This is a genomic window from Enterobacter chuandaensis (genome assembly GCF_003594915.1).
In the GTDB taxonomy this organism is placed as follows: domain Bacteria; phylum Pseudomonadota; class Gammaproteobacteria; order Enterobacterales; family Enterobacteriaceae; genus Enterobacter; species Enterobacter chuandaensis.
The window spans coordinates 271,863-296,655 of the sequence record NZ_QZCS01000004.1 but is presented as its reverse complement, the minus strand read 5'-3'; the positions used below and the strand labels follow the sequence as shown (position 1 = coordinate 296,655).

Annotated in this window: 23 protein-coding genes; 12 read left to right on the top strand and 11 right to left on the bottom strand. The window is 56.9% G+C overall.

The features are described from left to right. From D5066_RS09005 to patD, 3 genes are read left to right on the top strand one after another with little or no spacing between them, the layout of a single operon-like run. Window positions 1–945: an ABC transporter permease gene (locus tag D5066_RS09005; RefSeq protein ID WP_119915730.1), complete on the top strand. Its 945-nt coding sequence runs from the start codon at window positions 1–3 to the stop codon at window positions 943–945. Beyond that, window positions 935–1,741 carry an ABC transporter permease gene (locus tag D5066_RS09000; protein ID WP_080329244.1) on the top strand — a complete coding sequence of 269 codons (807 nt, stop codon included), beginning with the start codon at window positions 935–937 and terminating at the stop codon, window positions 1,739–1,741. Before D5066_RS09005 ends, D5066_RS09000 begins: the two co-directional genes overlap by 11 nt. 24 nt (window positions 1,742–1,765) lie before the next feature. Beyond that, window positions 1,766–3,190 carry an aminobutyraldehyde dehydrogenase gene (gene patD / locus D5066_RS08995; protein ID WP_119915729.1) on the top strand — a complete coding sequence of 475 codons (1,425 nt, stop codon included), beginning with the start codon at window positions 1,766–1,768 and terminating at the stop codon, window positions 3,188–3,190. Between the two features lie 38 nt (window positions 3,191–3,228). On the opposite strand, the gene D5066_RS08990 is transcribed toward patD, so the two are convergent. Genes D5066_RS08990 through D5066_RS08980 form a run of 3 tightly spaced genes read right to left on the bottom strand, consistent with a single transcriptional unit; the run spans window position 3,229 to window position 4,123 of the window. Beyond that, window positions 3,229–3,411 carry a DUF1869 domain-containing protein gene (locus D5066_RS08990; RefSeq protein ID WP_003856955.1) on the bottom strand — a complete coding sequence of 61 codons (183 nt, stop codon included), beginning with the start codon at window positions 3,409–3,411 and terminating at the stop codon, window positions 3,229–3,231. A 4-nt stretch (window positions 3,412–3,415) separates the two neighbouring features. Then, on the bottom strand, window positions 3,416–3,769 hold the full coding sequence (locus D5066_RS08985) for a TehB family protein (protein ID WP_119915728.1): 354 nt from the start codon (window positions 3,767–3,769) through the stop codon (window positions 3,416–3,418). Between the two features lie 27 nt (window positions 3,770–3,796). Continuing rightward, window positions 3,797–4,123, bottom strand: a complete 327-nt coding sequence (locus D5066_RS08980; RefSeq protein ID WP_080329709.1) for a TehB family protein — start codon at window positions 4,121–4,123, stop codon at window positions 3,797–3,799. Window positions 4,124–4,367: 244 nt separating this feature from the next. On the opposite strand from D5066_RS08980, the gene D5066_RS08975 reads away from it, so the two are divergent. Then, window positions 4,368–4,541, top strand: a complete 174-nt coding sequence (locus tag D5066_RS08975; protein ID WP_003856960.1) for a GhoT/OrtT family toxin — start codon at window positions 4,368–4,370, stop codon at window positions 4,539–4,541. An 86-nt stretch (window positions 4,542–4,627) separates the two neighbouring features. Then, window positions 4,628–5,383: an alpha/beta fold hydrolase gene (locus tag D5066_RS08970; RefSeq protein WP_119915727.1), complete on the top strand. Its 756-nt coding sequence runs from the start codon at window positions 4,628–4,630 to the stop codon at window positions 5,381–5,383. A 56-nt stretch (window positions 5,384–5,439) separates the two neighbouring features. Here D5066_RS08970 and D5066_RS08965 read toward each other — a convergent pair whose 3' ends face one another. From D5066_RS08965 to D5066_RS08955, 3 genes are read right to left on the bottom strand one after another with little or no spacing between them, the layout of a single operon-like run. Continuing rightward, the gene (locus D5066_RS08965; RefSeq protein ID WP_119915726.1) at window positions 5,440–7,614 is read right to left on the bottom strand and encodes a virulence factor SrfC family protein; all 2,175 of its coding nucleotides are present in this window, start codon (window positions 7,612–7,614) and stop codon (window positions 5,440–5,442) included. Continuing rightward, a complete protein-coding gene (locus tag D5066_RS08960) occupies window positions 7,611–10,592 on the bottom strand; it encodes a virulence factor SrfB (protein WP_119915725.1) in 2,982 nt (993 codons plus the stop codon). The genes D5066_RS08965 and D5066_RS08960 overlap by 4 nt, the downstream gene beginning before the upstream one ends. Before the next feature lie 4 nt (window positions 10,593–10,596). Further along, a complete protein-coding gene (locus tag D5066_RS08955) occupies window positions 10,597–11,949 on the bottom strand; it encodes an SrfA family protein (RefSeq protein WP_119915724.1) in 1,353 nt (450 codons plus the stop codon). 283 nt (window positions 11,950–12,232) lie between these two features. Between D5066_RS08955 and D5066_RS08950 the strand changes: the two genes are divergently transcribed. Together D5066_RS08950 and D5066_RS08945 are read left to right on the top strand one after the other, a co-directional pair. Next, a complete protein-coding gene (locus tag D5066_RS08950; RefSeq protein WP_119915723.1) occupies window positions 12,233–13,831 on the top strand; it encodes an ABC transporter substrate-binding protein in 1,599 nt (532 codons plus the stop codon). Window positions 13,832–13,886: 55 nt separating this feature from the next. Further along, a complete protein-coding gene (locus D5066_RS08945) occupies window positions 13,887–14,120 on the top strand; it encodes a YdcY family protein (protein ID WP_080329236.1) in 234 nt (77 codons plus the stop codon). Here the strand turns inward: D5066_RS08945 and D5066_RS08940 are convergent, their stop codons facing one another. Beyond that, a complete protein-coding gene (locus D5066_RS08940; RefSeq protein WP_080329235.1) occupies window positions 14,121–14,570 on the bottom strand; it encodes a DMT family transporter in 450 nt (149 codons plus the stop codon). It abuts the gene before it with no gap. Continuing rightward, complete coding sequence (locus D5066_RS08935) at window positions 14,567–15,085, bottom strand: GNAT family N-acetyltransferase (protein ID WP_080329234.1); 519 nt, start codon at window positions 15,083–15,085, stop codon at window positions 14,567–14,569. The genes D5066_RS08940 and D5066_RS08935 overlap by 4 nt, the downstream gene beginning before the upstream one ends. A 148-nt stretch (window positions 15,086–15,233) precedes the next feature. On the opposite strand from D5066_RS08935, the gene D5066_RS08930 reads away from it, so the two are divergent. The 3 genes from D5066_RS08930 to D5066_RS08920 all read left to right on the top strand — a co-directional run bounded on the left by D5066_RS08930 (window position 15,234) and on the right by D5066_RS08920 (window position 17,838). Beyond that, window positions 15,234–15,809 carry a helix-turn-helix domain-containing protein gene (locus D5066_RS08930; protein ID WP_080329233.1) on the top strand — a complete coding sequence of 192 codons (576 nt, stop codon included), beginning with the start codon at window positions 15,234–15,236 and terminating at the stop codon, window positions 15,807–15,809. Window positions 15,810–15,874: 65 nt separating this feature from the next. After that, the gene (gene curA, locus D5066_RS08925) at window positions 15,875–16,915 is read left to right on the top strand and encodes an NADPH-dependent curcumin/dihydrocurcumin reductase (RefSeq protein ID WP_119915722.1); all 1,041 of its coding nucleotides are present in this window, start codon (window positions 15,875–15,877) and stop codon (window positions 16,913–16,915) included. A 254-nt stretch (window positions 16,916–17,169) separates the two neighbouring features. Next, window positions 17,170–17,838 carry a GntR family transcriptional regulator gene (locus D5066_RS08920; protein ID WP_119915721.1) on the top strand — a complete coding sequence of 223 codons (669 nt, stop codon included), beginning with the start codon at window positions 17,170–17,172 and terminating at the stop codon, window positions 17,836–17,838. Window positions 17,839–17,955: 117 nt separating this feature from the next. Here the strand turns inward: D5066_RS08920 and pqqU are convergent, their stop codons facing one another. Then, the gene (gene pqqU / locus D5066_RS08915) at window positions 17,956–20,070 is read right to left on the bottom strand and encodes a TonB-dependent receptor PqqU (RefSeq protein ID WP_119915720.1); all 2,115 of its coding nucleotides are present in this window, start codon (window positions 20,068–20,070) and stop codon (window positions 17,956–17,958) included. 242 nt (window positions 20,071–20,312) lie between these two features. Here pqqU and yncE point away from each other — a divergent pair, with 242 nt between their 5' ends. Then, entirely contained in the window at window positions 20,313–21,374 is a 1,062-nt protein-coding gene (gene yncE / locus D5066_RS08910; RefSeq protein WP_119915719.1) for a 7-bladed beta-propeller protein YncE, read from the top strand. 51 nt (window positions 21,375–21,425) lie between these two features. On the opposite strand, the gene ansP is transcribed toward yncE, so the two are convergent. After that, the gene (gene ansP / locus D5066_RS08905; protein ID WP_014883943.1) at window positions 21,426–22,922 is read right to left on the bottom strand and encodes an L-asparagine permease; all 1,497 of its coding nucleotides are present in this window, start codon (window positions 22,920–22,922) and stop codon (window positions 21,426–21,428) included. A 398-nt stretch (window positions 22,923–23,320) separates the two neighbouring features. Next, window positions 23,321–24,211 (bottom strand): LysR family transcriptional regulator, encoded by an 891-nt coding sequence (locus D5066_RS08900; protein WP_080329228.1) that lies wholly within the window; start codon window positions 24,209–24,211, stop codon window positions 23,321–23,323. Between the two features lie 112 nt (window positions 24,212–24,323). Between D5066_RS08900 and D5066_RS08895 the strand changes: the two genes are divergently transcribed. Further along, a complete protein-coding gene (locus tag D5066_RS08895; RefSeq protein WP_080329227.1) occupies window positions 24,324–24,722 on the top strand; it encodes a (R)-mandelonitrile lyase in 399 nt (132 codons plus the stop codon). Window positions 24,723–24,793: the final 71 nt, after the last annotated feature.

The window sequence follows — 24,793 nt, the reverse complement described above, 5'->3', positions numbered from 1 at the left end:
ATGGCTATGAGTGTCGCTCATCCTCCCGCCCCGCACGGTCGCGTAAGCCGCATCACGGCTCTGTTCTGGCGTAAACCGTCGCTCGGGCTGTTCCTGCTTCTGCTTGCACCGCTGATGTGGTTTGGCATCGTCTATTTAGGATCGTTGCTGACCCTTTTGTGGCAGGGTTTTTACACCTTTGACGATTTCACCATGGCAGTCACGCCGGATCTGACCCTGGCGAACATTCTGGCGCTTTTCAACCCCGCAAACTACGACATCATTCTGCGCACGTTAACGATGGCGATTGCGGTGACGATTGCCAGCGCGATCCTGGCATTCCCGATGGCCTGGTACATGGCGCGCTACACCCGCGGCAAGTGGAAAGCGTTTTTTTATATCGCCGTAATGCTGCCAATGTGGGCAAGCTACATCGTCAAAGCCTACGCCTGGACGCTTCTGCTGGCGAAGGACGGCGTGGCACAGTGGTTTCTCAACCATCTGGGGCTGGAGCCTATCCTGTCCTCGATCCTTACGCTACCCGCGGTTGGAGGCAACACTTTGTCCACCTCCGGGTTGGGACGGTTTCTGGTCTTCGTCTACATCTGGCTGCCGTTTATGATCCTGCCGGTCCAGGCGGCGCTGGAACGCCTGCCTGCCTCCTTACTGCAGGCATCTGCCGATCTCGGCGCGCGTCCTCGTCAGACATTCCGCTACGTCGTTCTGCCGCTGGCTATTCCGGGCATTGCCGCGGGCTCGATATTCACCTTTTCCCTGACGCTGGGGGATTTCATTGTGCCGCAGCTGGTGGGGCCGCCGGGGTATTTCATCGGCAATATGGTCTATTCACAGCAGGGAGCGATTGGCAATATGCCCATGGCCGCCGCGTTCACGCTGGTGCCTATCGTGCTGATTTCACTCTATCTGGCGTTCGTGAAACGTCTGGGAGCATTCGATGCACTCTGAACGCGCACCTCTGTTCCTGAAAGTGGCAGCCTGGGGAGGGGTGATCTTCCTGCATTTCCCGCTGCTGATTATCGCAATCTATGCCTTTAACACCGAAGACGCAGCCTTCAGCTTTCCGCCGCAGGGGCTGACCCTGAAGTGGTTTAGCGTGGCAGCGGGGCGTGGAGATATCATTGAATCCGTGACGTTGTCACTTCAAATTGCGGCACTCTCCACCGCGATCGCCCTGGTGCTTGGCACGCTTGCTGCAGCGGCGCTCTGGCGAAGCGAGTTTTTTGGCAAAAACGCGATCTCGCTGTTGCTGCTGCTGCCGATAGCCTTGCCGGGGATCATCACCGGCCTGGCGCTGCTGACCGCGTTCAAAACGATCGACCTTGAGCCGGGTTTTTTCACCATCGTGGTCGGACACGCCACGTTCTGCGTGGTGGTGGTCTTTAATAACGTGATCGCCCGATTCAGACGCACTTCCTGGAGTCTGGTCGAGGCGTCGATGGATCTCGGGGCTGACGGGTGGCAAACCTTTCGCTATGTGGTGCTGCCCAATCTGGGTTCAGCGCTGCTGGCGGGGGGAATGCTGGCGTTTGCCCTCTCGTTTGACGAAATCATCGTCACAACGTTTACGGCGGGACACGAACGCACGTTACCGCTGTGGTTGCTCAACCAGCTTGGTCGTCCGCGCGACGTGCCGGTCACCAACGTCGTTGCACTGCTGGTGATGCTGGTCACAACCATCCCCATTCTGGGAGCCTGGTGGCTAACCCGCGACGGCGAGAACATTGCCGGTAGCGGGAAATAACATTGATTAGAACAGGACAATGCTATGCAAACACATCTGCTGATAAAGGGTGAACTGGTTGCCGGAGAGGGAGAGAAACAGCCGGTGTATAACCCGGCCACCGGTGAGGTGCTGCTGGAGATTGCTGAGGCCTCAGCGGCTCAGGTCGACGCGGCGGTTCAGGCCGCCGACCTGGCTTTTGCGGAATGGGGGCAAACGACACCGAAGACCCGCGCCGAGTGCCTGCTGAAGCTGGCGGATGCCATTGAAGCGCATTGGGAGGACTTTGCCCGGCTTGAATCCCTCAACTGCGGGAAGCCGCTGCACTGTGCGCTGGGCGATGAAATTCCGGCAGTGGTCGACGTTTTCCGTTTCTTTGCCGGGGCCGCGCGCTGCCTGAACGGGCTGGCTGCGGGCGAGTACCTGGAAGGCCACACGTCGATGATCCGCCGTGACCCGGTGGGCGTGGTTGCCTCTATCGCGCCGTGGAACTACCCGCTGATGATGGCGGCATGGAAGCTGGCGCCTGCGCTGGCGGCCGGCAACTGTGTGGTCATCAAACCTTCTGAAATCACGCCGCTGACGGCGTTAAAGCTGGCGGAGCTGGCGAAAGATATCTTCCCGGCAGGCGTTCTCAACGTGCTGTTTGGCCGCGGTAAAACGGTGGGCGATCCGCTGACCGGGCATGAAAAAGTGCGCATGGTTTCGCTGACCGGGTCGATTGCTACCGGGGAGCATATCATCGGCCACACGGCGTCCACCATTAAGCGCACCCACATGGAACTGGGCGGTAAAGCGCCGGTTATCGTGTTCGACGATGCTGACCTGGACGCGGTTGTCGAAGGGGTGCGGACGTTTGGTTTCTACAATGCCGGGCAGGACTGTACGGCGGCCTGCCGTATTTATGCCCAGAAGGGGATCTATGCCCAACTGGTGGAAAAGCTCGGCGCCGCCGTCACCAGCCTCAAAATGGGTGCCCCGGAGGATAAGTCTACTGAACTCGGTCCGCTGAGCTCCGCTGCCCATCTTTCACGCGTCTGTCAGGCGGTTGATGAGGCGAAAGCGCTCGGCCATATCCGCGTGGTGACGGGCGGAAGCAAAAAAGAGGGAGCGGGCTACTATTTCCAGCCAACTCTGCTGGCCGGGGCAAAACAGGAGGATGCCATCGTTCAGCGCGAGGTGTTTGGCCCGGTGGTGAGCGTCACCGAATTCGACGATGAAGCGCAGGTGCTGGCCTGGGCGAACGATTCGCAGTACGGCCTGGCGTCGTCAGTCTGGACTCAGGACGTTGGCCGCGCCCATCGCCTGAGCGCACGCCTGCAGTATGGCTGCACCTGGGTGAATACCCATTTTATGCTGGTGAGCGAAATGCCGCACGGCGGCATGAAATTGTCCGGCTATGGAAAGGATATGTCGGTGTTCGGGCTTGAGGATTATACGGTTGTCCGGCACGTGATGATAAAACACTAGAAATCATGCCCGGCGGTTTGCATCGCCGGGCGTTTGCTTTACCAGCCACACACCTCGTGCTCATTTTCCGTATCGTAAGCGCGGACGGTATTCACCAGATCTTTCACTACGTCTGCGGCGACGTCGGGGATGAGCAACTCCATCGGAGCCTCTGTCTCATAATCCACCGAGACGCCGTTGCTGTTGTTGGTCACGGTCACTGTGTACGTTGCTTTGCCCACGCGGTTACTCCTTATGTGTATTGACCACTTTGCCGATGCCTGCGCCCTGAAGCGTAACAGCAGGATCGGCAAAAAAGTCGATATTGAACCAGGTATCGTCGGTCAGTAGCTCAATGCGGTGCCATTTTTCCGGCGGTGAGATGCCAAACGATCCGGCTTCAATCACCAGCTCAAGATCCGGTTCGGTCGCGTCAGCGTCCGGGAAGCCAAAATAGCGCACCGCCCCCTGCATCACCGACAAACGGCCATATACGCTGGCTTTCGTATTATGGTGGGTGAAAAGGGCTTTTGGCGCGGTGTCTTTGTTCCAGAATGGCGTGGAGCGGGTATGAACAAAATTCTCAGGGATACGTAGCATAAGGGTTACCTCGTAAATAAAAGCCGCTTAAAGCGACTTCAACACCTCTGGTTCGACGAAAAATTCAATATTGAACAGCGTGTCGTCGCTCATCACCTCGATGTGATGCCATTTCTCAGGGGGAAAAACACCGAAGTGGCCAGCCCTGATAATCAATGTGCTGTCGGGCTCAGGGGCATGTTCATCAGCATAACCCAGGTAGCGGACGGCACCTTGCATAACGGAGAGGCGGGGATAAACGCCCGGACGGGTACCCGTGTCGAGATGACGCTGAAAGATCCCGGCGGGGGCGGTGTCTTTATTCCAGAAAGGGGTGGAGCGGGTATGAATACAACTCTGCGGAATACGTAGCATATTGCCTCCCATGTATGTCTGCTTTTATTAGACGCCTTTGCAGAAGAGAAAATTTATCAAAAAGTGCATTTAACATGCATCTTATCAATAAAGATAATGGGTGGCTCCCCCTGTTTGTTATACAAAATACTCAGTTGTTATTAGCCTTAATCTTTAAGTGGTTATTATGTAATGAAAAAACTTGATCTGTATCAACATATGACGCATATTGCGTGCGGTTATTTTTTCGGCTCTGGTATTAAGAATGACGTTGTATCAAAAGATGTTGGTTTTTTACGCAATCATGGCTTCCATCTGCGCATTAATTACCTGGTTCCTCTCTAAAGACCGCAAACGCATCCGTCTGCTCAGCGCGTTTCTGGTGGGATCAACCTGGCCGATGAGCTTCCCCGTCGCGCTCCTGATATCGCTTTTCTGAAGCACGCTTCCATTTTTAAAAGATGATTATGGCATTCCGGATATCATGACTGTATAAATACACAGTGCATCGTAAAAGGAGTGCTTATGAACAGTTTTTACTCGCAGCAAGCGGGTTGCACCGTCCGCTGGCATGATTTGCCCGGCTCAGGCGATCCCGTACTCTTCATCCACGGATTGGGCTGCGCCTCTTCCTACGAATATCCCCGCGTCGTTCGTGACCCTCAGTTTGACGGGCGCAGAGCGATTCTCATCGATTTACCCGGCAGCGGTTACAGCGATAAGCCTGAGCACTACAGCTACAAAACCACCGATCAGGCGCGCGTTGTGGCGGAGCTGATTGACCATCTTAAACTGGATGCCTTCTGGTTATACGGCCACAGCATGGGCGGCAGCATCGCGATAGAAACAGCGGGGCTGCTGGCAACGCGCGTTAAAGGCCTGATCGTGTCGGAGCCCAATTTTCACGCTGGCGGTGGCATGTTCAGCCGGTCTATTGCGGCGCAAACCGAACAACAATTTGTGGCGCAGGGTTACGGTAACATGCTCCGTGCAGAAAAAACGGCATGGGCCGGGTGTCTGCAAAGTAATGCACCTTATGCTGTCTGGCGCGGCGCATCGAGCCTGGTGGCGGGCGTTAAGCCGGACTGGGAAACGCAATTTCTGTCGTTGCCTTGCCCGGTGACGTTGATTTTTGGCGAACTCTCACTGCCGGATGACGATGTGGATCGTCTAAAGCAGAAGGGCGTTGCGGTCAAAATCATCCCTGCTGCAGGGCACTCCATGTCGTGGGAAAACCCGTCGGCACTGGCGCAGACGTTAGCGGAGTGTATGGCGGCGTAATTATCGTTGCGGAATGTAGGCCGGGCAAGCGCAGCGCCACCCGGCAGGAAAGGCGGCTACTTGATTAAAGCCCGTAGTGCCCGACGTGCGTCAGGCTGAACATCATGCGGGTTCTGATAATCAATGTTCTCTATTGCCCTGCTATAGAGCGCAACCAGCCAGTCGTAAACGTACGCCGTGGCCGCATGAACAGGCTGCTCCCCAAGACGCGTCAGGCGCGGCGCGGCACTGCTAACCACGGGCGTAACAAAGATTGCCTGACCTTTGCGGATGCGGCTTGCCGGACGCTCAGCTGACGGCGTCTGGTCGTAGCCCAGCCAGCCAACGAAATTGCCCATCACGGCATGCAGTTGCGCAGCACTGCTTTTATCCGCGTCGACAATGCGCCGTAGCTGCTGAGGCAGATCCAGCCGGTAGCTGGTCACCACCAGAACATCCGCGATGTGCTGCAACATTGCCGTCTCAAGCCCAAGCCGCGCGGCAGCGGCCTCGTTGCGGCTCCACTGACGCAGATGATTTATCCAGACTCTGTGCGCCAGACGCGCTTTGTCTTTTGTCTGGTGCAGGCCAGCATTTTCCTGAGGAGTATCGGCGAACAGGTCAATCGCATCCGTAAACAGTCCGTTGACCTGCTCCTCGCGAGGCTGCTGTACGGCCAGCAGTGCCTCAAACGCTTTCAGGGGCGGAAGAAGACCTTCCAGTAGCTCGCCGTGGCGGGCGGCGCTGCTTTGCAGCGTGCGCACCATGTTTTCGGCCTGAGCACGCCGGGTACCCGGCTCCTCAACCAGCGGGGCCAGATAACCCTGCATCAGCGCCGAGAGCTCCTGGCGCAACAGGCCTTTCAGCGAGCTGAGACGCTTCTGCCGCTGGGCGGGTAGCGTCGCCTGCGACAGCCATTCGACAACGCGCAACAGGCTGTGGCTGTCCAGCGCCTGCAGTGTTCCCCAGTGCAGGCCTGGCTTGCCCAGCAGATGCTGTACGGCTTCATCGAGATTCTGTCGGGTGGTGAAACGAGCGTCATGCGGGGTGATCGCCCACACCAGACCCGGCAGGGCAGATTCCTCGGAAAGCTGGGTCTCTTTGACCCAGTTCGTTAACGCTTTTGCTTTTTTGGCCGTCTGCTCGTGATGCGCTGTCACATTGCAGATAACCAGGACATCGGGCTGCAGCTGCTGACGGTAATGCTCAAGCAACCACGGGTATTTAGCCTGCAGCAGCGGATCGGCACGGCTGTCTTCAAAGACAGGAATATCAATAATGTCTACGTTGTCCAGCGCGCAGTTCTCAACAGGCAAAACCAGCTCGCGGGTCAGGAAGGCAAGCACGTCGACGGGGACGCTGATTGCGTTGAGCAATTCGCCGTCATTCAGCGGATGCAGCAGCGTCTCCTGGGCTTCCTGTTGGGTTAAGGTGCCGTGTGTCAGGAACCCTTCTCCGGGCAGGCCAAAGCTGTCTACCAGCAGGCTCAGCGGCGCGGCCAGCTCGCGCGCATGGCTGGTCTGATGCAGCACGTGGGCGAGCTTCAGCCACTGCTGGGTTAACTCCTGTTGCTCACCCCACAGCAGCGACCAGACGCTGGCGCGGGTGCTGAGATCGAGCGATGGGACCAGCTGGGCAAACTGATGCCACAGGGCATCATCAATTTGCTGTTTCGCGGCGGGTACCGTGCTTTGCCAGAAACGCGCAATTGCACCCACTTCCTGTGCCGTGATACCGGGCACGCTCTGAGGCTGGCGCAGGCCGCGCCATTTCTCCAGCCGCGTTTCAATCACTGCCTTATCCACCGCGCGAATCTGCGGATGCAGCGTCGTGCGGGCAATAAACAGTTGTACCAGCTCGGCCTCGGTGACCAGACTCAGACGCAGCGGGAACGCCTCATCCGTTACTTCTGCGTTTTCCCGGGTGAAGCGGATAGCCATGTTTGTCAGAGCGTGCCCCGGATTGATATGCGAGAAATAGTCAAAGGTGCGCTGGCCCGGCGTCACGTTCAGGCGACCATTGCCGCTGCCGCACAGCGACTGCAGCAGGTGCGCTTTGGCGCTTTGCGAATGACCGTAAAGCCCAATGCTGCTCCGGCGGATCAGAGCACGTTCGATGGCCTGCTCCCGCGCCTGCACCGCGTTAATGCGAGCAAGCAGGGCGTCAGCATCGTTATCCAGCACAGGGGCGTTCAGGCGCGTCTCATTAATCCACCCAATTAAGGCCTGAGTGGTGGTGGTCGTCGCTGTCATTTGAGGTATACGCTCCCGCTATCGATCCAGTAGTGGCTACCGCTGTGTCGGCGATCGGCCAGAGTATTCAGTTTGAAGGTTAGTGCGTCAGGCGCAACCGGTGTGCCATCCTGCAGCCAGGCATCGCTCAGCTCGAAGGACTCCGGGCCTTCCTGCTTGCTGCCGCCGCAGAGCTTAAGCCGCACGTTCAGGACGCCGTCGCCGGCAATCGCTTTTGCCAGTTCAGCCGAGTTGATGCTGAGCGTATAAAGCGGCGTGGCGGGCCAGCGCGCGTTCGCCAGCTGGCGGAAGCCGAGGGTGACGTTACCGCGCAGCGGGAAGTGCAGCCGCGCGTCGAGCTTCGCGCCCGGCTTATCCAGGTCGATATCCTGATACCAGACGTTCTCCTCACGCAGGGTATTGACGGTGTTATCCAGCACGCCGAGATACCGCACGGTGGAATACGCGCCTATGTCCGCGGCTTTAAAGTTGAAGCGCGGCAGACGCAGGTCGAGCGCCAGGCTGCAGAGCATGGCCCCGACCGCGGCGGTCGATTTCGGGTTGCCAATGCGTCCCTGCTGGCTGAACGGATACCATTCATGAACCTGGTATTTGTCCAGCCAGACGATGCGGTTGACCGGCACCGGCTGCAGGTGTCGAATCAGCGCCTGAACGCCAGGCAGGCAGCCAGGACGCCCGGTGATCAGCAGAACATCGCAACTGTAGTGGGAAATCGCCTCGCACACCGCGTGGAGCGGCGAGGTGAGCGTAAACTGGCCGGCCAGCATCGCATCCTGCATTTCGCGGAAGTTCACGTGCAGCGGCACGGCGAACAGGTCGAACGCCTCTGAGCCCGCCGGCAGAGCATGATCGATTGCCTGCTGGAGATAATTCATCACGTTGCGGGTTGGTTTCTGCGGCAGGAGCTCGCCGAAGGTGGCATGCAGGCCCGCCAGCGGATCGTCGATGTCGCTGGCTTCCCACGCGGAAAGAATGGCATGACCAATCGGCATAAAGAGCTGAAGCGCCGTTTGCTGGCGCAGTACGGCCTGGGTATCAATGCGGCCAGAATCACCGAACAGCGACGCCATCAGCAGCGAGGCGTCCGCAATGCCTGATTTCTGCAGCTGCGTTTGCAGGGCGGGCAGAACATAGCGCTGAATCACGTCCAGCAGGGTATCGTCGCCCGCCACTTTAAACCCTTCGCGGAACAGCAGCTGCGGCGTGATTTTGACGTTATTACCGGAGCCGTCATCAAGCTGGTAATGGGTTATCGCCATATCCGTGGTGCCACCGCCGATGTCGACAGACGCGACGCGTAAGGCGCGCCCCGGCTGCACGCCCGGCTCGGGTTCACGGTCCGTGCGGGCGAGGGAGGCGAAAAAGGCTTCCGTCTGGCCGCCAAAACGGGAAATCGCTTCGTTATACAGCCAGACCAACTGACCGCAACTGGCTTCATCCCACTCCATCTGGATTTCAGGGACCGGCACCACGCTTTTTTCCTGCTGTTTGCGGGTGGCAAAATCCTCGTCCTGCGGGTGCCAGCCCATCGCTTTCCAGACGATGGCAATAGCTTCAAACATGCGGCGACGGAAAATCTCGCGCTCCTGTTTTGGCATGGCCGAGGGCAGGGTCAGGATCAGGGTGCGCAGCTGGCGCGGCGAGGCCGGGAAGCCCAGACGCAGGCGCGTAGCAACGCTGTTGATCTGCCCCAGCGCCTGCGCCAGCAGCTCGCACAGCATGTGCGTCATCAGCGTGCTGCGGCTGTACTGCGGCGAAAAGACCGGCAGGCGCTCATCCCGCGGCAGCGTAAACAGCGGCTCACCGTCATCGTTCATCAGGTTCATCAGCGGAAACGCCGTGGCGAGAGGTTCACGCTGGGTTTTGCCGTTCATCTGGCTAAAGCGCCAGTCCTGCACAACCGGCGTTTCATCCCACAGGTAGCGGCGCGGGCTGGAGATACCGCTGTTGCCTTCGGTTCCCAGGCGTTGCATCGCCAGCTTGCGGGCCTCATCACCCACGCGAACAATCGACGGCCAGACAAACGCATCTTCGCGGCCGCTTTCCACCGAGAAGTGCTGCTTGCCGAAACGCGCTTCGGAGAATTCGAGACGGCTGGTGAACAGCGGTTCGTTGAGGAACTGCGGCTCGCTTAACGAACGGACCTGCAGCTCGGCGGTCTGCCGCAGCCCGTCGTTTGCATCACCGTGGTCTTCGATAATGACGCCGCAGGTGTGAGTGTTGCCCACGTCGAGGATCAGATCGACAGGAATGGCTGGGGTACTGAGCGTATGGGTGACAAATTTCACCTCCGGCACGGTAAGCTGTTCACCGAGCATGGTCAGTACATTGAGCCAGTGGGCCTGATATTCAAAACTGCGCATCGCCTGATGCAGGTCACGTTCAGAGCGGTTTTCTACGCCGTCGGCATACTGGGTAAATGCCTCGCGCAGCCAGCCGTCAATCCAGGTCTGGTCGAGGAAGCTTTCTACCTCATTATCGCGCCAGGCCAGCGCAAAGCGGGTTCCGTTCAGGATATCGTTTTCAACCGGCGACAGGACGGAGGTGGCATGCTCCGCGATCTGGCTGTCGAGCGCGAGGGTGACGCGGTGGGTGTTGCCAGCCGTGTCGGGCTTATCGAGCTTGCGCACCTGAACGCGCGCCCAGTTATCCGGTCCTTCCACAAAGGTCCGCGGCGGGTTGAAGCGCAGGAAGGGCAAGGGAAGCCAGACACCGTCAAGCACCGCAAGGGACTGATGCAGCGGGATTGTCGTTTCCGGCTTAACCACTTCAGGCTGCCCGCCGTTTGTCCCCGGCAGGGTATAGCGCCCGTTCACCAGGTCGAAATCGAGTCGCAAAAGGGGGCCGTTCGCGGTTTTACGTACGAAGCGCCCGTTGCTGGCGGTGTCCTGCGGCGTCAGGCCGAAATCCAGGAACTGCACGCCGCTGTTGGCGATAAGCGTGACGCTTTGTTTATAGTCGCAAAGATTTACCAGCATAGGATCAGGCACCTGCTTTCTTGAACGTCAGTGGAACGACGGTGTTGGCATCATAGCGAGCGCGACATTCTGCGATATCGCTGGCCCCGGCTTTACAGGCGACTTCCGGCATCGGGTAGCGGGAACCGTCGGTGCAGCGGGCATGACCGCGACTTTTAATCATCAATTCGCCATTGCTGTGCAGCCCGGAGAAGATCTCGGCGCGGCAGACGATGTTGTCGCCGTGCACGACGCGGGCGAAGCCTTTATTGTTCTGGATTTGATAGCGCATTGACGGCGGTTTGCCGGTTATCGGATCTTTCACGTCCAGGATGGCGCGCCAGGTGCCGTTGAGGAAGCGCGTTGAACCGGCTTTAACCTGACTGGCTTCCATCACCATGGCATCTTTCGGGATCGCGACAATCACCACCGGCGCGGCTTCAGGTGCAGGCGCGGGTTCTTTTTCTTTGCTCGCCACGACCTCAGCCTGGTGCAGCGGTAAATTCATGGCCAGCGGCTCCACCGCTTTGATCGGTTTTGGTGCGATAGCCACGGGCTCAGGAACCGGTGCCGGAGCAGGCTCTGCCGAAGGGGCCTGTTTTGGCCACAGCAGCGGCGCGGCAACGGCTGCCACAATCACGGCGGCAACCGGCAGGGTCCACAAGGGAACGCGACGCTTTTTCGTGGCGGCAACAGGCGCTGGCTCCTGAGTAGGTTGCGCAACAACCGGCGCGGGCTCCGGCTCATACAGTTCTTCCGGCGTAATACGCACGGCGGCGACGGGCGCAATCAGCGGCTCGTCTGCTTTTTCAAAGGTGATGGCCGGTTCGGGCTCAGGCTCGGGCTCGGGCTCGGGCTCGGGCTCTTCAATGATAACCGGGGCAGGCTCAGGGATCAGCGAGTCACGCAAACAGTCGAGCACATCGTCTCGTGCGTTTTCATTCAGGTTTACAAAGCCCCAGAAGCAGAGGATCGGCTTTCCATCGATCAGATAAACAAAATTCTCGCCGGGAAACTGAAACGCCTTCGACAGCAGAGATCCGAAAAGCTGTTGTGCCGTTTTGGGCGACTGGAGGCATTTTTTGCTTAATGACTCAACGCTGGCAAGCGTACTTTCTAGGTAGCGCAGGGCGCGATAGCGGTCGTCTTCACTGGCTGCCTTCCAGCTGGTGACGCTTCCCTCCACCGGAGAATACCAGTCTACGCGGTCGCCGCTGTCGTTGACCTGAGGAATAGCCAGACAGTCGACAATGGCCTGCTGTTTGCGCAACCGGAGCGCTTCCCGGATTTGTAACGCTGATTCAAAAACGGCCTGTCCGCCGCCGCCAACGGCCTGAAAATCATCCAGATTACCGCTGCGTAAAAGAGTTTTTGCCACGATTTGATCCCATATACTTCTTCACACCGTTACTTTAACCAAACGATGAAGCAAACAAACGGAGGAAGAGACGCTAAAAGCGCCGATTTCTTGCGGCATAGATCGTGACGGTTGTGCTTGACGAATAACGGGCCTTAAGGCAAATCGCCTTTTTCTGCACTGGCGGCAAAACCAGCAAAAAAAGCGGCTTTAGAATAACCTGATAGTGTTTCGTTATTTGCCAGGTCATAACGGCTGTGCTGTTATTACTGTCCACTATAATAAAACCGAAAGGGTTATAACCATGTCTACAGGGAAAACGCTGCTCGCCCTTGCGCTGAGCGCTCTTTTACCAGCCGGTGCCGCATGGGCGGCAAACAACGACACCCTTATTTACTGCTCGGAGGCATCCCCCGAGTCGTTCAACCCGCAAATTGCCAGCTCCGGCCCGTCATTTGTGGCCAGCTCACAGGTGCTGTACAACCGCCTGATCAATTTCGACCCGGTGAAAAACACCCCGGTACCGTCACTGGCGGAATCCTGGACGATTTCGCCGGATGGAAAGACCTATACGTTTACCCTGCGTAAAGGGGTGAAGTTCAACAGCAATAAATACTTCAAGCCAACCCGCGACTTTAACGCCGATGACGTTATTTTCTCGGTGATGCGTCAGAAAGACCCTAAGCATCCCTACCACAATGTCTCGCAGGGCAACTATGAATACTTTAATGACGTCGGGCTCGACAAGCTGATTCAGGACGTTAAAAAGGTTGATGATTACCACGTCCAGTTCACCCTGAGTGAACCAAACGCCGCGTTCCTGGCTGACTGGGGAATGGATTTCGCCTCGATCCTCTCCGCCGAATACGCCGATGCGATGCTGAAAAAAGGCACACCGGAGAACGTGGATACCTGGCCGATCGGTACCGGGCCTTATGTGCTCCAGCAATACAAGGTGGATTCCCTGATCCGCTACGTCGCTAACCCGAACTACTGGGATGGCGAGGTGCCGACCAAACATCTTATCTTCTCCATCACGCCAAACGTGGAAACCCGTCTGGCCAAGCTGCAGACCAACGAGTGTCAGATTATCCCTGCGCCGTCTCCGGTCCAGTTTGACGTGATTAAAAAGAACAAAGACCTGACGCTGCACTCGGTCGATGCGCTGAACGTCGGCTATCTGGCGTTTAACACTGAGAAAAAGCCGTTTGATAACGTGCTGGTGCGGCAGGCGCTGAACTACGCGACCGACAAGAAGGCTATCGTCAATGCGGTCTTTATGGGCTCCGGTACGGTGGCAAAATCGCCGATCCCGCCAAATATGCTGGGCTTTAATAAAGATCTGCAGGACTACAGCTACGATCCTGAAAAAGCAAAAGCGCTGCTGAAGCAGGCCGGGCTGGAGAAGGGCGCCGAGGTCACACTGTGGTCAATGCCGGTTCAGCGTCCATATAACCCTAACTCACGTCGTATCGCGGAGATGATCCAGAGCGACTGGGCGAAAGTGGGCGTGAAGGCCAAAATTGTCTCTTATGAGTGGGGCGAATACCTCTCCGGGATGCGCAAAGGCGAGCACGACTCGGCGCTGTTTGGCTGGATGTCCGATAACGGCGACCCGGACAACTTCGCCGATGTGCTGCTGGGCTGCAACAGCATTAAAACCGGGTCAAACGCCGCGCGCTGGTGCGATAAGGGTTATGATGCTCTGGTGCAAAAAGCGAAGCTGACCAGCAACCCTGCCGAGCGTGCGAAACTGTACGGCCAGGCGCAGGAGATTTTCTACCAGCAGGCACCGTGGATCGCGCTGGCAAACGGCAAAACGTTCTACGCGACCCGCAGCAACGTGACCGGATACAGCGTAAGCCTGATGGGCAGCGATTTCTCTAAAACGAAGTTGAACTAAGCATTTATTGCCGGGTAAGGCGAAGCCGCCACCCGGCAATTCACAAGGAGTGACAATGTCACATTTAAACGAAGTTATCGCCCGCGTGGATGCTGCCATTGAAGAGAGCGTCATCGCCCACATGAACGAACTGCTGATTGAACTGAGCGATGATGCCGATCTCAGCCGTGAAGACCGTTACGCCCAACAGCAGCGTCTGCGTACCGCGATTTCGCACCACGGTAAGCAGCACAAAGAGGAGATGGACGCGCGCCAGGAACAGCTGACCAAGGGCGGCACCATACTGTAATCAAAACTGACGTCGCGCCACCAGCCAGGCTCCGACGACCAGCATGACCGCGCCGCATACCGGGCCGATCAGGGCGCGCAGAGGAATGCCGTTGCTTCTCAGCACGTCAAGGACCAGCCCGCCAATCAGCTGGCTTGCCACCAGTACGGCGATGGTCGTTGCTGCGCCAACGTGCTGATACCCGCTGATGCTGGCAAACACAAAAAACGACCCCAGCAGCCCCGGGATCAGCGTCCACCAGCGCACCGTTGCGGCCAGTTCACTGAACCCGGCGAAGCCCTGTTTCAGCAGCAGAATGCTGACAAACAGCACAATGCCAACCAGGGAGTTCAGCAGCATTGCGATAAGAATGGTGGAGGAGGACTGGGTGATGCGCACCATTAAGGTGTTTTGCACCACCAGACCGATCCCCGCCGCCACCAGGAACGCCAGCGTCAGCGACTGGTTCATGGGATTGCGTCCGGGTCGCTGCGCTCGTCCAGCTGCAGCTGCATAAAGGTTAAGTCCAGCCAGCGGCCAAACTTGGTTCCCACCTGCGGCATTTGGCCGGTGGTCACGAACCCGAGCGTTTCGTGGAGGTGAATGGAGGCCTGATTTTGCGCTTCAATACCGGCGACCATCACGTGTTTGCCAATAGCGCGGGCTTCGTTGATCAGCGCGTTCATTAACCTGCGGCCAATGCCCTTGCCCTGGTGATCGGGGTGAACGTAGACCGAATGTTCGACCGTATGACGGAAACCGTCGAAGGCCCGCCAGTCACCGAAAGAGGCGTACCCGGTGATCGTACCGTCTTCCTCACACACCAGAACCGGGTAACCCGCGAGCGTGCGCGCCTCAAACCAGGCGATTCGGTTATCGGTATCGACGGTCTTATCGTTCCAGATCGCGGCAGTATGCAGCACCGCGTGGTTGTATATCTCTCCAATTGCAGCGCAGTCTTCTTTGCAGGCATGACGAACGATCATGATTAAACCTCAGCGAGTTGTTCACTATAGTATTACGTTACTGCTACGATATTACACAAGTGTATCGCATGTACGCTACGTTATAAGCCCTAATTTTTTGTTATCAGAACCCCATTGAAAAGCCATTCATACACTATAGTATTACGTCATGAATACAATAACAGACACAATGAATCAGCGTATTAGCGCCAGAATTCGCCTTGAGCGCGAATCACGCGGCTGGTCTCTGAGCGAACTGGCGGAGCGGGCTGGCGTTTCACGCGCCATGATCCACAAAATAGAGCGCGGCGACAGCAGCCCGACAGCAACTTTGCTTGCCCGCCTGTCAGGCGCGTTTGGGATCAGCATGTCGACCCTGATTGCCAGAGCCGAGATGCAAGAGGGAAAACTCCTGCGTCTGGCGAACCAGCCCGTCTGGCGCGATCCACAAACCCACTATCTTCGTCGCCACGTATCTCCCCGTACCGATCTGCCTATCGACCTCGTTCAGATTGAGCTGCCAGCGGGGAGCGACGTCCCGATGCCGGCATCGTCCTACGCGCTGGCGCGGCAGCTGATCTGGCTGCAGTCCGGCGAGCTGGTCTTTCAGGAGGGCGATACCCGCCATGAGATGAAAGCCGGAGATTGTCTGGAGCTGGGGCCGCCAAACGACTGCCGTTTCATCAACGAAACGAACGAAACCTGTATCTATCTGGTTGTACGGCTTAACCAGTCTGGCTCGTAATGTTAAGGCGATAATGCCGATCGTGAGCCAGGCTGTAATGACATTTGTACCAGAAGGAGAACCCGATGAATCACTCTGTTTCGCAAAACCGCCGCTGGGTGCTGGCCTCTCGTCCACAGGGCGCGCCGGTGGCGGAGAATTTTCGTCTGGAAGAACAGCCTGTTCCGGCACCTCAGGCGGGGCAGCTGCTGCTTCGTACCGTCTGGCTGTCGCTGGATCCTTACATGCGAGGCCGCATGAGCGATGCGCCATCTTATTCACCGCCGGTTGAAATTGGTGCGGTGATGGTAGGGGGAACGGTTAGCCGCGTCGAAGAGTCAAACCATCCCGACTATAAAGCGGGTGAATGGGTGCTGAGCTACAGCGGCTGGCAGGAGTACGCGCTTTCGGACGGCAGCGGCCTGGTTAAACTGGGCGATAATCCTTCCCATCCCTCCTGGGCGCTGGGCATTCTTGGGATGCCGGGCTTTACCGCCTACATGGGGCTGCTGGATATCGGACAACCGAAAGCGGGTGAAACGCTGGTGGTCGCTGCAGCGACGGGCCCGGTTGGGGCAACAGTCGGGCAGATCGGTAAAATCAAAGGCTGCCGCGTGGTCGGGGTAGCCGGTGGGGCAGAAAAATGCCGCCACGCCGTTGAGGTTCTCGGGTTTGACGTGTGTCTGGATCACCACGCGGCGGATTTCGCTGAGCAGCTGAAACGCGCCTGTCCGAAAGGCATTGATGTCTACTATGAAAACGTCGGCGGGAAAGTGTTTGACGCCGTTCTGCCGCTGCTGAACACCTCTGCGCGCGTGCCGGTTTGTGGCCTGGTGAGCGGCTACAATGCAACGGGGCTGCCTGACGGACCAGATCGTTTACCGCTTCTGATGGGTACCATTCTGAAGAAACGCATCCGGATGCAGGGCTTTATCATTGCCCAGGACTACGGCCATCGCATTCATGAGTTCCAGGAAGAGATGGGGCGCTGGGTGCAGGAGGGCAAAATCCACTACCGTGAACAGGTCACCGACGGGCTGGAGAACGCCCCCGAGGCGCTGATTGGCCTGCTGGAAGGACGAAACTTCGGCAAAGTCGTGATTCGCGTCGCGCCTGACAATAAATAAACAGCAATATGACGGGGTTTCCCGTCATATTTATTTGTGAAGATACGATATATTGTCTTTAATAAATGGACATAGCTTTTCGCGCCATCATCCCGGATGCGCCCGAAACTGATAAAAAAATCATTTTGCATTTTTTGCTGTTTTTACGTACTTCCCACCACCAGGCATGACGATACAGGATATATCGGACCAGCGTCGTTTTATTTAAACTGACGTTTAAAAATAGCATTAAGTTTTAGCTACAGGAATTGAACATGCTTGATTTGGATCATTTAGAAAAAGCGCAAAGGATCAGTCTTACCATGCAAGTTGAACTGAGTTTGAAGGGAGCGTTAATTACAGGCTCACTCAAACCTGGCGCGCGACTGATTACGAAAGAGATCGCCGATAAATTAGGAACCAGCATTACCCCCGTTCGCGAGGCGCTGTTGCGCCTGGTGTCGGCAGGGGCGTTACAGGCCACACCAGCCCAGGCATTTCTGGTGCCAGAAGTCACGCTGGAGCGCTATAACGAGATTAACGCCATCCGCAAGCAGCTTGAGCCCATGGCGGTTGCTGCGGCCTGTCAGAATATGTCTGATAGCAAACTGGAGACGTTGCGCAAATTGTCAGATGCGTTTCATGACGCCATGCGCAACGGCAACGTCCAGCAGGCATTGCATGCGAATCGCGTCTTCCGTTTTACGCTTTATCAGTACGCGGAAATGCCCACGCTGAATGCGTTAATTGAACAGCTTTGGGTGCGCATCGGCCCTTGCATTAACTATCTGCACCAGGAGCTTAACGACATTAAAGAGACGACCTATCACTATGATGAACTGCTTTCTGCCCTGGAACGCCGGGATGTTGACGCCAGCCAGAAGGCGATTGATAAGTTGATTGATGACGCGAATACGCTTTTACAGCGACAATATTTTAACTGAGAGATTATTTAACAGAGCGACTATATACGTCATCCAATTATTTATCTGATGAATAACACCCGATGGCAATAAGCCATCAGGGGTTATTTCATTTATAAAATAAACTTTACTGTTTTCTTACTCGAAACGATAAGAGACCGACAGCCCCACGCCGTAGTTACGGCCTGGTGCTGGCTCGTAATAGCGCCCGTTGGATTCGTTGACAATCACTGAGCCGACATACTCTTTGTCGAAAAGGTTATCAACGCGGCCAAAGAGATCCATTCCCCAGTTGCCGTAGTTGAATTTGTAGCCGGTATTCAGCCCAACCACCGTGTACGATGGCGCTTTCGCCGTGTTTTCGTCGTCGGCCATGATATCGCTCATATAGCGCACGTCCGAGCCCGCGTACCAGCCTTCTTCAGGCTGCCAGCCAAACGACGCATAGCCCATATTGCGGGCGATGCCCGGCATACGGTTGCCGTTACAGTCCGCGTCGCCGCAGACGTTGGTCCGGTAGGTGGCATCAAGATAGGTCCACGCCATTTTCAGCTTCCAGTTCTCCGCAAACTGCTGATCGAGAGAAACTTCCACACCCTGACGGCGGGTCTTTCCGGCATTTTTATAGCTGGTACGGCCGCCAGAGCTGGCATCCACCACGATCTCGTCATCCGTATCGGTGCGGAACAGCGCTGCCGTCAGCAGGCCGTTGCCCACGCGGGTTTTACTCCCCACTTCATACGTGTTGTTCGTGGAGGGCTGCAGGCCAATATTCAGGCCGCCCTGGTTATCGGCGCGATAAGAGAGCTCGTTGATGGTTGGCGTTTCGAAGCCACGTCCTGCGGCAGCGTAAATGTTCCACGCGTCCGTCACCGCATACTTCACGGAGCCCGCCGGGAGCCACTTGTGATAGCTCGCGTCACCGCTGTCGTCGCCGTTTCCCGGCGTAACGTAATGGTCGTTAGAATCAAACCAGACCGAGCTGTAACGCACGCCCGCATCGACGGACAGTTTCTGCGTCAGCTGCCAGCTGGTTTGCAGATAAGGGTCAACGTTCCACATCAGGTTACGTTCGTTCCGGCGTTTATCACCCTTGACGCCGTAGTCCGGCACGCCGTTGTTCATCACGAAGTTCTCGTACCCGCGGCGGTCTTCACTCATGTTTTCATAGTTCAGACCGGTGGTGAAGGTGACCGGCACTAGCAGTTCGCCGCGGTGCGTCCAGCGAGTATCAACGCCCTGATAATGACGCTGCATATCAATCACGCCGCCGGAGTGAGAAGGCCTCAGCTGCGGCTGATAAGGGATCGACTGGTACTGCGTCATTTCACGCTCGCCGGCGTACATCATCACGCTGAGATCGTCCTGCGCGCTGAGCTGGCGGTCATAGCGCAGTCCGGCCTGGGTTTGTTTGATGGTCTTGCGCGTATTGTACTGATCGCCGCGCGGAGACTGGTGCGGGTTATTCTGCCACTCCTGATAGCTCAGGCCGCCCGGATCGTTGGCCTTCATGTCCACGCTGTTGAAAATCAGCGTCAGCTTGCTCGCGTCGTCAATGCGTACGCCCAGTTTGGCATTAGCGAGGTTCTTCCGCGCACCGCTGTGGTCGCGGTAGCCTTTGGTGGTGAAACGGGTGGTGGATACGGTGTAATCCACATCCCCCGCGTGCGTCCCGTCCCCCATTGCGCCGGTGGCTTTCATGCCGTAGCGCCATGTTCCGTAGCTGCCGTAATAGCTGCTGGCCTCAATGGTCGGCGGCTGCTGTCCGGTCTGAGTGTTGATGTTAATCACGCCGCCAGAGGCGTTTCCGTACAGGGCGGAGAAGGGGCCGCGCAGCACCTCAACGCTGTCAATGCTGGAGAGATCGATGTTGGAGGTCTGGCCCTGTCCGTCCGGCATGGTGGCAGGAATACCGTCGACGTACATGCGGATGCCGCGCACGCCAAACGTTGACCGGGCACCAAACCCGCGCATCGAAAGCTGGAGATCCTGGGCATAGTTCTGGCGGTTCTGAATCTGTAGTCCCGGAACGCTGCCAAGCGATTCGGAGAGATTAATGCGCGGCGCGGCATGACGCATATCCTCGCCATTCACGACGCTGACCGCTGCCGGGGTATCAAGCTCTGATACGGTCTGCGGCGTGGCGCTGACGATCATGGTCTGTTCCTCTGCGCTCATCGCATCAAGAGGCGCAAAAACAACGGGAACCAGCAGCAGCGGGAGTGATGCCTTACGGGCAGAAATGATTTTCATGAGTAAAACCGGTTGTGGTGTATAAACGAACCAAATGGAACATGTCCATACATGTTAAAGGTTTTGTAAATGTTTTGAAAACTATAACCGCACATTGCGTTAATGGAAGGCAGCAAGAGAAAGAAATACTCCACATTTAATCTATTAATGATTACTATTCTCATTATCAGAACGGCAATGCCATGACGTTGCCAGCCGGAAGCGATGTCAGTAGTACACCCACTGTTAAAAAAGGAATTGTTATGTCTTTACGCCATCTGTGCTCGCCACGCCTGAGCACGTCTCTGCTCTCTGCCGCTTTACTCTTTGCCGGAACCTTCCAGGCGCATGCCGCCGAAGAGATGCTGCGTAAAGCGGTAGGTAAAGGTGCCTATGAAATGGCGATCAGCCAGCAGGAGAACGCGCTGTGGGTTGCCACGTCACAAAGCCGTAAACTCGACAAGGGTGGCGTTATTTATCGTCTTGACCCGACGACGCTGGACGTGACGCAAGCCATTCATAGCGATCTCAAACCGTTTGGCGCCACCCTCGACGGCGCGACGCAAACCCTGTGGTTTGGCAACACCATCAACGGCGCGGTGACGGCGATTGATGCGAAAACGGGCGACGTGAAAGGGCGTCTGGTGCTCGATAGCCGCCAGCGCAGTGAAACCGTCAAACCGCTGCAGCCGCGCCAGCTGGTGGCGGATGAGGCGAGCAACACGATTTACATCACCGGTGTGGGTAAAGAGAGCGTGATTTGGGTCGTGGATGGCGCAACGCTGAAGCTGAAAGAAACCATTGCTAATACCGGCACATACAGCACCGGTCTGGCGCTGGATGCTAAGGCAAAACGCCTGTACACCACCAATGCTGACGGCGAGCTGGTCACCATTGATACCGCCACCAACAAAATTCTGAGCCGCAAAAAAGTGCAGGACGACGGTAAAGAGCACTTCTACCTGAACCTGAGCCTGGACACCGCCGGTCAGCGTGCGTTCCTGACCGATTCAAAACAGCCGGAAGTGCTGGCGGTGAGCCTGAAAGACGGCAGCGTGATCGAGAAGATCGCCGCGCCTGAATCACTGGCCGTCCTGTTTAACCCGGCCCGCAATGAAGCCTACGTGACGCACCGTGAAGCCGGTAAGGTGAGCGTGATTGACGCGAAAACCTACAAAGTGACGAAAACGTTCGATACGCCGGTCTACCCGAACAGCCTGGCGCTCTCGGCGGATGGCAAAACCCTGTACGTGACGGTGAAGCAGAAATCTACCCGCCAGCAGGAAGCGACCCAGCCTGACGACGTGATTCGTATCGCGCTGTAATATAAAAAAAGGGAAGGCATTTGCCTTCCCTTTTTAATGCTTATTGGATGCTTAACGCGAGGTCTCTTCCACCAGCGGCGCGTCGTGTTTTTCATCATCCGGATGAACCGGCGCGGTGCTGTGAATTTCGTGAACGCGCTTACGCACGCCGAACCAGCCAGCAATCAGCAGCACGGCCAGCAGCGGAATGGTGGCGATAGTGTAGGTACCGTTCGGGTAGTCGAACGCCATCAGCACCAGCACGCTGAACAGGAAGAGCAGGGTGAGCCAGGAGGTCACCGGCGCGCCCGGCAGCTTGAAGCTGACGTCAGCGGCTTTGCCTTCTTTAATGGCTTTACGCAGACGCATCTGGCAGACCACGATAAAGGCCCAGGAGGCGATAATACCGAGTGCGGCCACGTTCAGAACGATTTCGAAGACCTGAGACGGCACCAGGTAGTTCAGGAACACGCCAAAGACGTACACCACCAGCGTAGCCAGAATACCGGCATACGGCACGTGCTGCTTGCTCATCTTCGACATGAACTTCGGCGCCGAACCGCCCATTGACATGGAGCGCAGGATACGCCCGGTAGAGTAAAGACCGGAATTCAGGCTGGAGAGCGCCGCGGTAAGTACCACGATGTTCATGATGCTGCCAACGTAAGGCACGCCGAGCTTAGAGAAGAAGGTGACAAACGGGCTCTGACCGGCCTGGTAGGCATTCCATGGCAGCAGAAGAACCAGCAGCACCACGGAGCCGACGTAGAACAGACCGATACGCCAGATCACGCTGTTAATCGCTTTTGGCACCATCGTCTGCGGGTCTTTACATTCACCCGCAGCGGTACCCACCAGCTCGATAGAAGCAAAGGCAAACACGACGCCCTGAACCAGCACCAGCGCGGGCAGCAGACCGTGCGGGAAGAAACCGCCGTTATCGGTTATCAGGTGGAAGCCGGTGGCATTGCCATCCAGCGGTTTGCCGCTGCCGAGGAAGACGGTACCGACGACCAGGAAGATCACAATCGCCAGCACTTTGACCAGCGCAAACCAGAACTCCATCTCGGCGAACCACTTCACGCCGATCATGTTCATGGTGCCGACGATCGCCAGCGCGCCAAGGGCAAAGACCCACTGCGGCACATCACCGAACGCGCCCCAGTAGTGCATATACAGCGCGACGGCGGTGATGTCGACGATACCGGTCATCGCCCAGTTAACGAAGTACATCCAGCCTGCCACGTAGGCGGCTTTTTCACCGAGGAATTCGCGGGCGTAAGAGACAAAGCTTCCGCTGGACGGGCGATGCAGTACCAGTTCGCCCAGCGCACGAAGAATGAAGAAAGAGAAGATCCCGCACACCAGATAGACCAGGGCGAGAGCCGGGCCAGCCATTTGCAGACGTGCGCCAGCACCTAAAAACAGACCCGTTCCGATAGCGCCGCCGATGGCGATCATTTGAACCTGACGGTTGCCCATCGCCTTGTGGTAGCCCTCTTCGTGGGAGTTCAACCAGCGACGTTTAGCAGCATGATGATCGGCTGCGCTTTTATTGCTTGTTTTCATTGAGTTACCTGTTTGCCTGTCTGAACCATTATCGTGTTAGTCCTGCCTGGCAGAGCACAATACAAACGATTGCTTCTGCGCAAACACATGCCGCCTTCCCAGTCATTCTGCGTATGGATAAGGCGAAACATGGCGAGGCATCCTACCTGCAATTCATAAGCGACGCAAAATATAACCGTGCCGAAAGTGATGCACGTCGAAGGAAATCGTGTGGTCAGAGCAGACAAGGATTACAACGCGCTGAATCGTGGTGAGTTTTTAGACAAAGCTGTCACGCATATGCTGCTTTAATCATCAGGTTCGCTTAATAGTTGAAGGGTGTAATTGATAAAGAGTGAATATTCGTTATGGTGGTGACCGCTATCCGCAGTATCTTCTGGCGTGTTTCGGGAAGTAAGCTACCCTTTGCGTAGCGCCTCAACCAGTAGGGCGAAGGCCGTGGTGTGCTGGCGGCGGCTTGGGTAGTAAAGATGATAGCCGTCAAACGCCGGGCACCACGCCTCCAGTACCCGAATTAAACGTCCCTGCGCGATAGCCTCCTGGACGGTGTCTTCCGGCACGTAAGCCAGCCCCAGCCCGTTCTCGGCGGCATCAATGCGCTGCGGCAGACTGTTAAGCGTGAGCTGACCCTCAACCCGCACGCGGATCTCGTGTCCGTTGCGTTCAAACTCCCAGGCGTATAGCCCCCCGCGCGTGGGCAGACGCATATTGATACAGCGGTGCGCAGCCAGCTGCTCGGGTGTTTCCGGCGCGCCATGGTGCTCGAGATAATTAGCAGAACCAACAACGGCCATGCGCATATCCGGTGCGATTCGCACGGCTATCATATCCTTTGCGACCTGTTCCCCCAGACGAACCCCCGCGTCGAATCGACCATCGACGATATCCGTCAGGCCATTATCGACCGTCACCTCAACATGAATGTCGGGATATTTCATCATAAAGGCTTTCAGTACCGGCCACAGTACGGCGCTCATCGCATGCTCCCCTGCGGTGATACGGATATTCCCCGCGGGTTTGTCGCGGGTATCCCGCAGCGTGGCAAGCTCCTGCTCAATCTCCATCAGATGCGGACTTAAACGCATGAAGAGCCGTTCGCCGGCCTCGGTAGGGGCAACGCTGCGGGTGGTGCGTGTCAGCAGGCGAACATCCAAACGCGCTTCAAGATTTCGCATCGCGTGGCTTAACGCCGATTGCGAAACGCCCAGCTGCGCTGCCGCGCGAGTGAAGTTGCACTCGCGGGCGACAACCATAAAAGAGAGTAAATCGTTAAAATTGTCTTTTAGCATCGCGGCTTACCTCATTTATGAATTGTGCTCATGGTTCCTTTCTGATTATGCAGTCTAATGCTCACGGCACCTTTGCGCTACTGTTAGCGGAACAGCCAACGAGGAGTAAAGTATGAAAATTATTCGTAGCGGTTCATTACCTTCCGTCCAGGGGCCAGAAGCCTGGTTCACCGGCACCGTGCGCATTGATGCGCCGTTCCAGGCGACAGAACCAGCAAAAGTAGGCGGAGCTACGGTGACCTTCGAGCCTGGCGCGCGAACTGCCTGGCACACCCATCCGCTTGGGCAAACGCTGATTGTCACCCAGGGGCGTGGCTGGCTGCAGGAGTGGGGCAAAGAGGCGGAGCCGCTGAATCAGGGTGACATCGCGTGGATTCCGCCGGGCGTCAAGCACTGGCACGGCGCATGTGCGCAAACGGCGATGACCCATATTGCCATCGCCGAAGCGGTAAATGGTAGTCCGGTTGAATGGCTGGAGAAAGTCACCGACGCGCAGTATAAAAACGAATAGCCGTTTAGCGTTTCGATAACAAAACGAAAACGCTATGATGCGATCCGTTTTCTTCAGCATGTCCAGGCGGA

Bases quoted from the DNA above. Each gene is read 5' to 3' on its own strand.
- D5066_RS09005 (WP_119915730.1), top strand. From the start codon at position 1: ATGGCTATGAGTGTCGCTCATCCTCCCGCCCCGCACGGTCGCGTAAGC.
- D5066_RS09000 (WP_080329244.1), top strand. From the start codon at position 935: ATGCACTCTGAACGCGCACCTCTGTTCCTGAAAGTGGCAGCCTGGGGA.
- patD (WP_119915729.1), top strand. From the start codon at position 1,766: ATGCAAACACATCTGCTGATAAAGGGTGAACTGGTTGCCGGAGAGGGA.
- D5066_RS08985 (WP_119915728.1), bottom strand. From the start codon at position 3,769: ATGCTACGTATCCCTGAGAATTTTGTTCATACCCGCTCCACGCCATTC.
- D5066_RS08980 (WP_080329709.1), bottom strand. From the start codon at position 4,123: ATGCTACGTATTCCGCAGAGTTGTATTCATACCCGCTCCACCCCTTTC.
- D5066_RS08975 (WP_003856960.1), top strand. From the start codon at position 4,368: ATGACGTTGTATCAAAAGATGTTGGTTTTTTACGCAATCATGGCTTCC.
- D5066_RS08970 (WP_119915727.1), top strand. From the start codon at position 4,628: ATGAACAGTTTTTACTCGCAGCAAGCGGGTTGCACCGTCCGCTGGCAT.
- D5066_RS08965 (WP_119915726.1), bottom strand. From the start codon at position 7,614: ATGACAGCGACGACCACCACCACTCAGGCCTTAATTGGGTGGATTAAT.
- D5066_RS08960 (WP_119915725.1), bottom strand. From the start codon at position 10,592: ATGCTGGTAAATCTTTGCGACTATAAACAAAGCGTCACGCTTATCGCC.
- D5066_RS08950 (WP_119915723.1), top strand. From the start codon at position 12,233: ATGTCTACAGGGAAAACGCTGCTCGCCCTTGCGCTGAGCGCTCTTTTA.
- D5066_RS08945 (WP_080329236.1), top strand. From the start codon at position 13,887: ATGTCACATTTAAACGAAGTTATCGCCCGCGTGGATGCTGCCATTGAA.
- D5066_RS08940 (WP_080329235.1), bottom strand. From the start codon at position 14,570: ATGAACCAGTCGCTGACGCTGGCGTTCCTGGTGGCGGCGGGGATCGGT.
- D5066_RS08935 (WP_080329234.1), bottom strand. From the start codon at position 15,085: ATGATCGTTCGTCATGCCTGCAAAGAAGACTGCGCTGCAATTGGAGAG.
- D5066_RS08930 (WP_080329233.1), top strand. From the start codon at position 15,234: ATGAATACAATAACAGACACAATGAATCAGCGTATTAGCGCCAGAATT.
- curA (WP_119915722.1), top strand. From the start codon at position 15,875: ATGAATCACTCTGTTTCGCAAAACCGCCGCTGGGTGCTGGCCTCTCGT.
- D5066_RS08920 (WP_119915721.1), top strand. From the start codon at position 17,170: ATGCTTGATTTGGATCATTTAGAAAAAGCGCAAAGGATCAGTCTTACC.
- pqqU (WP_119915720.1), bottom strand. From the start codon at position 20,070: ATGAAAATCATTTCTGCCCGTAAGGCATCACTCCCGCTGCTGCTGGTT.
- yncE (WP_119915719.1), top strand. From the start codon at position 20,313: ATGTCTTTACGCCATCTGTGCTCGCCACGCCTGAGCACGTCTCTGCTC.
- ansP (WP_014883943.1), bottom strand. From the start codon at position 22,922: ATGAAAACAAGCAATAAAAGCGCAGCCGATCATCATGCTGCTAAACGT.
- D5066_RS08900 (WP_080329228.1), bottom strand. From the start codon at position 24,211: ATGCTAAAAGACAATTTTAACGATTTACTCTCTTTTATGGTTGTCGCC.
- D5066_RS08895 (WP_080329227.1), top strand. From the start codon at position 24,324: ATGAAAATTATTCGTAGCGGTTCATTACCTTCCGTCCAGGGGCCAGAA.